This window comes from Bifidobacterium sp. LH_449 (assembly GCF_056356755.1).
In genome coordinates, this window is record NZ_JBKEUV010000006.1 from 90,212 (window position 1) to 102,738 (window position 12,527).

General features: G+C 60.2%; 8 protein-coding genes. 1 reads left to right on the top strand and 7 read right to left on the bottom strand.

Features of this window, described 5'->3' with window-relative positions; all coding sequences use genetic code 11:
* Window positions 1-46: 46 nt before the first annotated feature.
* From AC1AX7_RS06220 to dnaX, 3 genes are all read right to left on the bottom strand, one after another.
* Entirely contained in the window at window positions 47-811 is a 765-nt protein-coding gene (locus AC1AX7_RS06220; RefSeq protein WP_476509226.1) for an aspartate kinase, read from the bottom strand.
* Between the two features lie 152 nt (window positions 812-963).
* Window positions 964-1,566, bottom strand: coding sequence for a recombination mediator RecR (recR, locus tag AC1AX7_RS06225; protein ID WP_476509227.1), 603 nt, complete (start codon window positions 1,564-1,566; stop codon window positions 964-966).
* Between the two features lie 149 nt (window positions 1,567-1,715).
* Window positions 1,716-4,358, bottom strand: coding sequence for a DNA polymerase III subunit gamma/tau (gene dnaX, locus AC1AX7_RS06230; RefSeq protein WP_476509228.1), 2,643 nt, complete (start codon window positions 4,356-4,358; stop codon window positions 1,716-1,718).
* A gap of 396 nt (window positions 4,359-4,754) precedes the next feature.
* Here dnaX and AC1AX7_RS06235 point away from each other — a divergent pair, with 396 nt between their 5' ends.
* Window positions 4,755-5,363, top strand: coding sequence for a TetR/AcrR family transcriptional regulator (locus AC1AX7_RS06235; protein WP_476509229.1), 609 nt, complete (start codon window positions 4,755-4,757; stop codon window positions 5,361-5,363).
* An 80-nt stretch (window positions 5,364-5,443) separates the two neighbouring features.
* On the opposite strand, the gene AC1AX7_RS06240 is transcribed toward AC1AX7_RS06235, so the two are convergent.
* The 4 genes from AC1AX7_RS06240 to AC1AX7_RS06255 all read right to left on the bottom strand — a co-directional run bounded on the left by AC1AX7_RS06240 (window position 5,444) and on the right by AC1AX7_RS06255 (window position 12,459).
* The gene (locus tag AC1AX7_RS06240) at window positions 5,444-6,046 is read right to left on the bottom strand and encodes a hypothetical protein (protein WP_476509230.1); all 603 of its coding nucleotides are present in this window, start codon (window positions 6,044-6,046) and stop codon (window positions 5,444-5,446) included.
* 54 nt (window positions 6,047-6,100) lie between these two features.
* Window positions 6,101-8,698, bottom strand: a complete 2,598-nt coding sequence (locus AC1AX7_RS06245; protein ID WP_476509231.1) for a glycoside hydrolase family 2 TIM barrel-domain containing protein — start codon at window positions 8,696-8,698, stop codon at window positions 6,101-6,103.
* A gap of 124 nt (window positions 8,699-8,822) precedes the next feature.
* Window positions 8,823-9,293, bottom strand: a complete 471-nt coding sequence (locus tag AC1AX7_RS06250; protein ID WP_476509232.1) for a hypothetical protein — start codon at window positions 9,291-9,293, stop codon at window positions 8,823-8,825.
* Between the two features lie 19 nt (window positions 9,294-9,312).
* On the bottom strand, window positions 9,313-12,459 hold the full coding sequence (locus AC1AX7_RS06255; RefSeq protein ID WP_476509233.1) for a glycoside hydrolase family 3 protein: 3,147 nt from the start codon (window positions 12,457-12,459) through the stop codon (window positions 9,313-9,315).
* Between the last annotated feature and the right edge of the window lie 68 nt (window positions 12,460-12,527).

Genomic DNA, 12,527 nt, shown 5'->3' on the forward strand with positions numbered 1-12,527 from the left:
GCTCAGCCGGCGGCCATCGGTCAGCCGGCGTCTCAACGGCCGTCGTCTACTTGAGATTCGGCAGCGTCCTCGGATCGATGTCGTCAGGCACCACCAGCGTGCCCGGGCGATGGGAGAAGGAGCTGCGCACATGCAACGGCATATTGAAGCGCTGCGCGTATTCCACGCATCGCAACGCCAGCACCTTCGAACCGCAGGACGCCATTTCCAGAATCGCGTCATAGCCGATTACGGGAATGCGCCGCGCCGTCGGCACGATGCGCGGATCGGCGGTGAAGACGCCGTCCACATCCGTGTAGATTTCGCAGATATCAGCGCCCAGCGCGACCGCCAACGCGACCGCGGACGTATCGGAACCGCCACGGCCCAGCGTCGTCGCGTCGCCGCCTTCGTTCATGCCCTGGAAACCGGCCACGATGGCGACGCTGCCCTTGTTGAGGGCGCGCTGCACGCGATCGGGCTTCACGGCCTTGATATGCGCGGCGCCGAACTGCGCGTCGGTCATGAAACCGGCCTGGGATCCGGTGAACGAGTATGCATGGGAGCCGGCCGCGTGAATCGCCATGGCGAGCAAACTCATCGAAATACGCTCGCCTGCGGTCATCAGCATGTCCATCTCGCGCGCCGGCGGATTGGAATCGATGCTGAGCGCCTGATCGATCAGGTCGTCGGTGGTGTCGCCCATGGCGGAGACCACGACGGCCACATCGTTGCCGGCGTTCTTGGTTTCGATGATGCGTCGGGCCACGCGCTTGATGGATTCCGTGTCGGCGACGGAGGAGCCGCCGAACTTCTGCACGATAAGAGCCACAACTGTCCAATCTTCTTCGGGGAACTACCTGCGGCACATTCTACGCAGGCAACACGATTATATGAAAACGCCCGTCGACCGTTCGAAACCGCGCCCACGATACGGAATCACGCCATATGCCATATGAACGGCAGCGATGACCGCGGCGACGATCAGGCTTCGCGCCGCCCGCGCAATGCGCGCCCCAATGTGATCTCGTCGGCGTATTCCAAGTCGCCGCCGACCGGCAGACCGCTGGCCAGGCGCGTCACGCGGATTCCGAGAGGCGACAGCAGCCGGCTCAGATACGTAGTCGTCGCCTCGCCTTCGATATTCGGATTGAGCGCCAGGATGATCTCCTTGACTTCGTCGGTTTTCAGACGATCCAGCAACGCCGCGATATTGAGGTCGGACGGTCCGACGTTCGCCATCGGATTGATGGTGCCGCCCAGCACGTGATACAGGCCGCGGTATTCGCGCGTGCGCTCGATGCTCATCACGTCCTTCGGTTCTTCGACCACGCAGATCACCGTATGGTCGCGGCGCGGGTCGACGCAGATCGGGCATGGGCTGGTCTCGCACACATTGCCGCAGGTTTCGCAGAAGCGCACTTTGGTTTTGACTTCGGTGATGGCGTCCACCAATGCCTGCGCCTCCTCGTCGGATGCGCTCAGCAGATGAAACGCGATGCGCTGCGCGCCTTTCGGCCCGATACCCGGCAGACGCGAAAACGCGTCGATCAGCCGCTGAATGGCGCCATCATATGCCAAAGCCATAAGTGCCGTCCTCCTCTGCACACGTCCTTTTCAGCAATGCCGCGCTGCGACGTATACGCCGCAAGCATACGCCTGCGACACGCGTTTGCGCGGCGCGGTCCCGCCTGCGCGGATCCCGCGCGATCATCCGCCCGGATCATGCGGGGCGATCAGGATTCCTGATTTTTCTTCGCCTTCATATTGCGCGGATTATTCGGGTCGTCCGCAGCGAAATCCTCGATTTTCTTCGCTTCGAACAATTTGGCGACGTCGTCCACGCTCATCGTGGTCACGCTTTCCAAGGACGCGTCATTCATCGAATACTCGTCCTCTTCCGGCGCCACCTGCGGCGCAGGCGCAGGTGAGGCAGGCTGATTCCACGGATCGGCCGCGGCGACGCCGACACCGCCGTTCATGCCGTTGGCCATGCCGTCCGCGATGCCGCCGGGCATGGCGTTACCGCCGTATGCGATGCCGTCTTCCGCCGGCACGGCGTGGAAATGATGTTCGCCGTGCTGCATATCGCCGGCGGCGTCCGCATCATGCGATGCGATGTCCGGACCCGGCGAGGCCGCCGTTGAGACGCCGCCGAAAGCGGCATCGCCGGAAGCGGCGCCGTTTGATGTCGGCAGCGGCGTCGCCCACGGATCGACGCCGTCGCTGATGTCCGGCACCGCCACATGGTTATGGGACGAATGATTGTCGGACGCCGGCATGACCGGCGTGGCAGAGGCCGCATTTGCAGTCGAGGCCGCCGCGGAAGACGTCGGCAATGGCGTGGCCCAGGGATCGTCGTCATCCGCCAGATCCGCCATGGCGGAATGCATTGCGGCGGATCCGCGCGGCTCGGTCTGACTATGCAGCGGAGCGGCCCAGGGATCGACGTCGTCGTCCGACGCCGCAGACGACGCGTTCGACGATGCCGCGGATTCCTTGCCGGAAGGCTCAGTGGAGGACGCCGCATCCGAAGACGCCCCGGATGCGGCGCCGGATGCGGCGGCCCGCAAATCCTGCTGCACGATCTGCAATTTGATGCGCTGCAATTCCTGCGCCGGCAGCTTGCTCAAAGGCGGCGCCACCTGCCCGTCGGCCATTTTCTGGGTCGGCGCCAACGCCACGTCCTGGCCGAATTCGGTCCGCACGGCGGCCCGCACGATATCCTGCACTGTATTGCTGCCGTTGACCGCCTCGGTCGTGTTCGCCATCGCGAACGCGTACTTGCTCAGCGGCACGTCGAATTTGATCCATAGGCGCTTCTGCCCGCTCTTCGGATCGGGCGCGAGATTGATGCGCGGCACTTTGACGCGATTGATATAACGCTGCACCGCAGGCGGCATCGATGCGACCAGAGCATCCCATCGTTCGTCGGGCGTGCGGTCATCCGGCACGGCGGCCGCTTCGGTGGCAGGTTCGGACGATGCCTCCGAAGACGCCGAAGAAGCGGCGGCAGGCGCGGCCGGCGCCGAAGACGCCGCATCCGCTTGCGCGCCTGTCTGCGCGCTACTCGACGATGGTGCACCGGCCGATACGGCCGCCGTTTGCGGCGCCGCCGCGGTCGCGGTATCGGATTGCCGCGATTGCGCGACGGCATTGCGATTGCCGATGAAGCCGCCGCGTTTTCCCGGAGCATTCCGCGACGAAGCATCGGCGGATCGCGGCGAGACCGCATCCGGCGGACCGGCGGAAACCGCGGGCCGCGCGAAATCGTTCTCCCGGCCTGCCAGCAGGCGGGCGGCCAGCAATTCCAGTCGCATACGCGGCGAAATCGCGCCCGTCATACTGCCCAACGTGTCATTGATGATGTCCGCGATCGCGGTCAGCGCGGACAATCCCAACGCGGACGCCTGCCTGCGCAGATCATTCAAATCTTCCGCGGCGGCGTCATCGCTCAGCACGCTTTCCGCGCGTTCTCCGCCCAACGTCAGCACCAGCAGATCGCGCACGCGGGCGAGCAGATCCTCAACGAAACGGCGCGGGTCGAAACCGCCGACAACAACCTTCTGGATCACGCCGTACAACGCTTCGCCGTTGCGATCGATGACCGCATCGATGGCTTCGCCGATCAGGGCGTCCGGCGTGAAACCGAGCAATGCGACGGCGGAATCCAGCGTCATCACACCGTCCACCGCGCCGACCATCAACTGGTCAAGCACCGACAATGTGTCTCTCATCGAACCGCCGCCGGCGCGCATCGCCAGACGGAGCACGCCCGGCTCCGGGCGGATGCCCTCCTTGGCGCACACATCCTCCAGGTACGGGCCCATGATTTCCTGCGGAATCAGGCGGAACGGGTAATGGTGGGTGCGTGAACGAATCGTGCCGATCACCTTGTCGGGCTCGGTCGTCGCGAAGATGAACATCACATGTTCCGGCGGTTCCTCAACGATTTTCAGCAACGCATTGAAGCCCTGCTGCGTGACCATATGGGCCTCGTCGAGGATGAAGATCTTGTAGCGGTCGCGGGCGGGGGCGAATCCTGCGCGCTCGCGCAGTTCTCGGGCGTCATCCACACCGTTATGGCTTGCCGCGTCGATTTCGACCACGTCGATCGAACCGGGGCCGCCGACCGCGAGATCCCTGCAGCTTTCGCATTCGCCGCACGGATGCGATGTGGGGCCGTTCACGCAGTTGATGCATCGCGCCAGAATACGTGCCGAACTGGTTTTGCCGCAGCCGCGCGGGCCGGAAAACAGGTAGGCGTGCGTGAGTTTGCCCTCGTCAAGGGCGCGCATCAGCGGAACCGTGACCTGGTCCTGGCCGATGACCCCGTCGAAGGTGTCGGGTCGGTATCGCCGGTACAGTGCAAGCGCCATATCTACCTACCTTCATATCCGCAGCCGTTGCAGTGCATCCTGCAGTGCATTCACCTTATCCCATCGCCGCGAACTGGATCGCCGGCCGGGACGGCCCCATATCCCGTCACTGCACGGGGCTCGCCGGATACGGAAAGACGGGTGGCGTCAAAAGGCGACGCCATCAAACGCCATCGGATATCGGCAAACATCATCAAACACTGTCAAGCGCCATCAAACGCCATCAAATTTGACATTTTGTCAAAAAATGTCTACTCTCTTGCATCAAGAGAAGAAAAAGCCCCTACCCTACCGCGCATACCCGCATGACAGCGGCCTCAACGCCATCACCGTAAAGGAAACACAATGGCACCACAACACCGCATCGGAACAAGCGGCAACATAAAGGAGATTTCAATGAACGCCCACGACAACGCGAATGCGCCGCGCCGGCAACGCAGCGACGCCAGACGCGAACAGATTCTTCAGGCGACACGAGAAGCCTGCCTTGACACAGGCTTCTCCAGCCTCACCATCAGCGACATCGCCAAACGCGCGAACATGACAAGGTCGCTGTTCTACCACTACTTCAAAAGCAAGGACGAAGTGGCGGACGCGATGCTCGAATCCGCAGTCGACGCCATACTGGCCAGACTGCAGCACTGGAACGACGAGCGCGAGGAAGGCAACGTCGACCAGGCGCTCGAAGACCTCATCAAAATATTCCGCTCCGTCCTCGCCGACGAGGGGCCGCTGAGCGCAAAGCTCCTGCAGACCGGCAACGCCGAACTGTATATCCGATTCATCGACTCCACAGCGGACCGCATCGCCGGCTACATCTGCGACACCACCGCACGCGACTTCGACCGGCTGCACGGCCTGCCCATCGACAACGTGCACGAATCGTTCTACATTCTGGTCATCGGCATGATCTCCCTGCTGCGCCGGCATCCCGAAACCAGCGACGACGTCATCAAGCAGGTCGTCGCGCAATCGCTGCATCTTGAGAAATACATGAACCGATGATTACCGACCATACAGATGGGGGGGCGGGCTGATCGCCGCCCCCGATTTTTGCGCGTCCGTCGGGAGCGCCCGCCTGCAGCCTACTTTTTTGCGGTACGGGCAGCCTCCCCTTCCGGGAAGATAATCTTGTAGATCGGAAAATAAATCACCATCTGAACGCCGCCATTGATGACGGTGATCAACACGTTGTATACAGCCGGCGGGAAAAAGCTCTTGCACAGCGGAACATACAGCCCCATCAGGAAGCTGCACACAATGGTGATGAGGATGAACGCCACCACATACCAGGCGATTTGATACCACACATTGCCTTTGGACTTGAACGTGATATTACGCTGCATCGGGAAATTCACGCATTGCGCGATGAACAGCGTGATCGCGAACGCGGCGAAATACCCCATGCCGCCGGTCTCGTCACCGGTGACCGGGTAATCGAACACATAGGTATCCACCGGGCCGAATCTCAAGGGAATGAGCTGGGCCGGAATCTCACACCAATCGGTATACCGGTAGAACAAGCCCGGCAGGAACGTAAGCAGAACATACTGCAGGACCGTCACGAACAACGAAAAGGCATAGAACATCACGAACTGTGCGACGAGCTTGTGCTTGACGGCGAATCCCCGCCACCAAACCGCCAAAGCATTGGGCGCCCCCTCCTGACGGTCACGTCGGGCCTTCATATGATCTCCTTCCTATCGGAAAAGGCAAGAATGACAATGTCCAAAGCCGCTGAATCAGCGGACATCCAACATCAATTCTGTGGAATTCGTTCCATCCGAAACGGTTATGACGACGTTTTGTTGCACGCCGCCGAGCGCAGCGGCATCGCCAGCATCAGCCGCGCCACCGTCCGGAACCCAGACCGCCGCCAGGGCTTCGCCATAATACGTGCCGCTTTCACCCGTGACGAAGCTGCCCTTGTTGTACGGTGCGGCGCAGCCGAATCCCAGCAGCTTCCCGCCTTGCACGGAAGCCTTCAGCACGCCTCGTTCCAATGGTTTGACGATGCCACGCTCATCGGTGTACCGCACGCGGACGAACGACACATGACCGGCTTTGACCGCGGCGGACGAAGACGCCGCGGCATTGCCGTTCGAAAAGCGCACGGACGTATCGACGCCGCCCGCCCATTCCAATTCCGCACGCAGTTCGGTATGCTCCGAAGCGCCGGTCAGCGCATGCCGGCCGATTTCGCGACCGGCATCGTCATACGCCACCGCTTCGATCGCGCCCGGCTCATATGTGCAGGAGAATCGCGCGATGCAATCATCATGCAGTTCGCAGCGTCCGACTTCACGCCCATTGACCAGCAGCGCGACCGACGCCGCACGCGCGTACACTTCGACGTTCGCCTTGCGGCCTTCACAGCCGTTCCAGCTCCACGAATCCATGGCATTGCTCATTTTCCACGCGCTGGGGGAATGCCTGTCACCCGTATGGTTCACCGGGCACACCGCAATGAACGGCCCCGTCGCCTCTTCCAAGGCGACCTGCGTGTAATAGGCCTCCCCCAATGGCTTGCCGGTCAGGTCAATGCGTCCGGAGCCGGCAGTCAGCCATCCGTATTCGATATTCAGCGAAGCGTAATCCTCGTATTCCCACGAACCGACGCCGGTCTCGCCGAGATAATCCATTCCCGCCCACACGAAATCGCCGATCAGTCGCGGATTCCTCTTCGCGAATTCGCGGAAACGGTAGGCGTCCGAACAGAACGTTTCCGACCCGAGGATGAGACGATGCGGATACTTCTTCAGATCATGCGCATAACGCTTGATGCCGTAGTTGTAGCCCGCGATGTCCATATTGGCGAAGGCGTCTCGCGTCACCCAATCGCAGAACGGCAGCGCGGCGCCGGTTTTCATGAAATCCGCGCCCAAAATGCCTGCCATATTGTTGAAGAATTCACTGCCGACCGCTTTATGCTTGTCGGTGGTTTCGCCCGCCGCACGACGCTTTTCCGCGGCGGCCGCCTCTTTCGCGGCCTTCTCGTCGGAATACTGACCGAATCCGATCGAGCTAAGGAAATTGAAGAAGATGTTGACGCCGCATGTGACGGGCCTGGTCGGATCAAGACCATGCAAATATTCGGTCATGTCACACGTCAGCTTGATGCCTCGCTTTTGCGCGGTTTCGCTGACTTCGTTGCCGGTCGAATACATGATGACGCTCGGATGATTACGATCCTTCATCACCATGTCGGTCAAATCCCGGCGCCACCATTCGTCGAAATAATCGACATAATCATGCTGCGTCTTATGGATATACCAGTGGTCGATGTATTCGTCCATGACGAGCATGCCAAGCTTGTCGCAGACGTCAAGCATCGCTTTTGAACAGGGATTGTGCGCGGAACGGATCGCATTGTAGCCGGAAGCCCTCATCAGCGCGATTTTGCGCTCTTCGGCATCCGCGTAGGCGCAGGCGCCGAGTATGCCGTTGTCATGATGGATGCAGGCGCCCTGCACGATTACACGTTCGCCGTTTAGGGTAAGACCATTGTCTCCCCATGCGATTTCGCGGATGCCGAATGTGATTTCGGTTTCGTCGACCATGCCGGAATCCGATACATATCGGATTCGCGCGGTGTACAGATTCGGATGATCCGGCGACCACAGTTTCGCAGTCGGCATATCGACCGCAAAGACGGCGGTATTGCCGGAATCGGTATGTGCGGATACGGGATTCGCATTGGACGATGAAGCCGTTTGATCACCCCGCACCGCTTGGAAGGGGACGGATTCCGCGATTTCGCCATTGACGGATTCCACGCCGGTAAGCGTCACCGTGCCGGCATGTGTGGCGGATGCTGAGATTGCGATGCGCGCAGGGGTATCGGCATCGCCGATTGACAATGTTCGCACCCACACGCCTTCCGGTATGATATGTTCCTTCGGCGCGACCCACAACGTCACGGGACGGTAGATGCCGGCGCCGGAATACCAGCGGGAGTTCGGCTGATCCGCATTGCGCGCGACGACGCGGATTTCATTGCTTTTGCCGACGACGAAGCGATCGGTGACGTCGACATGAAAATTCGTGTAGCCGTACGGGCGGAAGGCGGTCTTTTCGCCGTTCACCCACACTTCGGCATTGTGATACACGCCTTCGAATTCCAAGATCATGGACTGGCCTGAATACGCGGCGTCCGGCGTATACCGGCATACGTATTCATAGTCATGGCCTTCGAACCAACCCGAGTTCAAGCCGCTGGCGGCCAGCGGGGTACGTGGTTCGACCAGCATGGCGTCATGCGGTATCGTCACGCTGACAAAAGGCTCATCAGTATCAAGATGGCGGTATGACCATCCTTGATTGAAATCCACTGCATGCATTACTTGTCCTTATGGAATTGTTCGACGGTATACGACTGATTGCGTTCAGCAAGGAGCCCGAGCAGGCCCCGGCGGTCTGCAGCATGCATGCCGCCGGGCCCGCTCAGGGCAGAATTGCCGTTGTTCAGGCCTGTTCCGGGGCCGTGTGCGAAACGATCCGCACTGTTTCAACGGTTTTGTCTTTGTTCGTGAACGCCTTGACGATCAACGCCACGATAGCGATGAGGTACAAAACGACTCCGACCAAAGACAGGTTGAATGCAAGTTCCTCGGCTGCGGGGTAGTTGACTGGGATGAAATAGATATCCGCGGCCAGGCGAACACGGGAAAGCGTGAACCTTGCGAAGGCCAGGATCAGCAGCACTTCCGCACCGACCAGCAGCACGTCAGCAGCCACCGCAGGCAGGCGCCTGCGAAGCGCCGCAAGAGCCAGCGCCGCGACGATGCCGACCACGCTGAGCGCGATGGACGGCACGTCCACCCCTTGACCGGCAAGATAGCCGGTCACCGAAGTGACGACGAACAGAATCAGTCCAATCAGCGCGGCCACAGCTGCAATCAGTTCAGCAAGACCGGTTTTCAGTATCTGTGCCATGTTCTTTTCCAGTCCTTCCTTATCGAGCGGACGCGCCGGTCGGGGCGGCCGCGGACTTCGTCCCACGCACACGCGTGACGGTGTATCCGATGACGCCGCCCGCGGTCAGGATGCCGGTGACGACAATCGCCGCGATATAGGCCGCCCTCCACCAGGTCATGACGTTTTCGGTATGCGTGGTGGAATTCACGCCGTTCAAAGCGTTGGAGTTGGCGAGCGCCCACAAGGCGTAGTGAAGATCCTGCTTGATGGCGAGCAGCATGTTGCGGTCCTTGCTGAGGGTGTTCGCATCCCAGTAGCTCACGCCCTGGTTGCCGAAGCCGCAGAAGGCGGTGGTGCCGGCAAGCACCGATTCCTTCGGCGCGGCATGCGGGGACACCGAAGTGAAATCGGTGACGTTGTACCCGTTGAAGCCCCATTCCGTACGCAGAATGTTGACCATCACCGCGGCGTTCGCGCTGGATGCGACCGCACCGATGCGGTTGTACGAGCTCATGATGCCGAGCGCGCCCTGTTCGTAAAGGCCGTTCTTCGATTCGTCGCCGACGAAGGAGGCCGGTTCGCCCTTGGCTTCGATGGCCTGCTGCAGGTTGCGCAGCTCAAGCTCACGAGCCCGCTGTTCGTTCATGAACACGGCGATGCCGGAGCGATTGATTTCCTGATCGTTGAAGGCGACGTGCTTCAGGTTCACCAACGTGCCCTTGGACTGGGCGCCCTGGGTGACGGCCGAACCGATGTAGCCCGACAGAATCGGATCTTCGGAATAGTATTCCACGCCACGGGAGTTATAGGCATGCCTATGCACGTTCATGGCCGGGCCGATGATGATCGGCAGATTGAACACCAGGCTGGTTTCGCCGATGATCACTTCGCCGTTGTGATAGGCCAATTCCTTGTTCCAGCTGTACGCCAGATTGACCGGGGACGGGGCCACTCGAGACGTCTTATCCGCATAGGCCTCATCGTTCGCGTCGCTGTACGGGGTGCCCTGATACTGGCCTTCGCTCAACGTGTGAGAGTCGGAGCCGCCGGGGCCGTCGTCGGTCAGCATGTCCTGCAGTCCGATGGATTCGATGCCGCCGATCGCATGGAACGCGTTCTCCGCGAATGACATGAATTCCTCGACGGAGACCTTGGAGACCAGCTCGTCCCAACGCTCATCGTCGAAATCGGCGCCCTTCATATCATTGATGGCCAGATCGCTCGAGGAGGCGTCTCCGATGGCGATATCGGAGACATCGTCGTCGGTGGCCAGGTCGATGAAATCGTTGTTGAGTAGCTTGGACACTTCAGCCCCCGCGCTCAGACCGGAATAGGTCTTCGGGAAGGTGCCGTTCCAGTCGGAGCGGGTCAGGTAGGTGACGGTACCGTCTTCGAAGGCGTTGTAATCCATCGCGTAGTCGCCGTCCGACAGTTGGTTCGTGATGGCGGTGCCGGTATCCGAAACGGAGAAGGTCTCGGCATCCACGTCGCCGTCCCAAGTCCACTTGTAGGTCTTTGCGGCGTCGCCTGCGGCGGTCATGCCATCGGATTCGCCGTAGCCTTGGGCGGCCAGCACATTGTTCAACGCGTCGTGAACGTCATCGCCGATGGAGAAGTAGTAGTCGCCCGGATCGACGATATAGGTTTTCGCATTCGTATAGTCGTAGCTGGCGAGATTGGCCATATCGACGTTCATCGTGATGGTCTGCGATTCGCCCGGCTCCAAGGAGTCCGTCTTTTCGAAGTCCATCAGCTGGATTGCGGACTTCTCCACATTATTGGTCTTGTCGTAATCGGTATACGGTACGGAAGCGTACAGCTGTACGACCGCCTTGCCTGCGACATCGCCGGTGTTGGTGGTGGTGACGGTGACGGTTGCGGTCTTCTTGTCGCCTTGGATCTGCACATCGTCAAGCGTTTGCTCGAACGTCGTATAGCTCAGACCGGCGCCGAACGGATACACCACTTCATTCGCATAATCCCACGTGCCGTCGCTGGCGGCAAGCGTGCCGTCGGCGTTCGCATATGTGCCGGAGGAAGCGTCCTCGCCGCCGTTGCCCATGACGATGTCGGCATAACGGGTCTCGTAATAGCGATATCCGCTATAGATTCCCTCAGCTTCGATCAGATACGAATTCACCGCGGCGTCTTCAGCGAAATCGCCCGCATTCTCCCACGGAATATTGCCGTAGTTGGCCATGGCCGGCGCGGCGGCGCTGTTCTTGGCCATCACGTCGCCCAGATGCGCGGACGGGGACACCGTTCCGTTCAGCACATCGGCGACGCCATAGAAGCCATAGGCTCCCGGGAAGCCGATCCACATGATCGCATCGATGTCGGGATCATCGGACAGATTGGCGATTTCCATCGGATTGACGGAGTTGACCAGCACGATGACCTTATCGAAATTCGCCTTCGCTTCGTCGACCAAGGCCATCTCCTCGTCGGAAAGGCTCAGAATGTTGCCGGTGACGGTATTGACGCCATCCGCCAAGCCCTGCTCGCCCGGATAATAGCCGTCACCGTTCTCGCCGCCCGGACGGCCCACGACCACGATGGCCGCATCATTGTATTCGTCATATTGCGATGCATAATCGGGATTCAACTGCGCCAGTTCATCCAGCGTCAGCTCGCACGGGTCGTTGTACTTGGTGATTTCCGCATATTCCGGAACGAGACCGCTGCCGAATTGCGGAGTCACCCATTCCTTATCCTTGAAATACGCTTCATAGGCGGCAAGCATCGAAGGATTGATCTGGAATCCGGAATCCTCGAACGCCTGGGTGATTTCAACGGTGGAATGACCGTCTGCGATGGAGCCGCCGGAGCTGCCGTACACCGGAGCATAACTGCGAACGCCGAACATCGTGACCTTGGCGTCCTTTGCGATCGGCAGGGCATCGTTATCGTTCTTCAACAGAGCGAACGTCTCCTGGGCCTCTTCCATGGCCATCGACTTCCAACCCTCATACGCTTCCTGCGCAGTGGTGAAATCCGATTGGAAGGTCCAGCTGTCTTCCGCATTCGCGGACTGGTCGGTAACGGTACGCTGGCTTCTGGTCCCTACAAAAGCATCCAACGATGTACGGTAGGTCTCCATGATCGTTCCGGCCATAATGGCGATTGCGAGCAGCAATGCGCCAACGGCCGTGATGCCACGCCATAAACTTACCCGTTTATGCATCCCATCCTCCTTGAATCTCATGCCATTCAACTATGAATGGCCTCGATATCCGAGTGTCGGGATGGTTG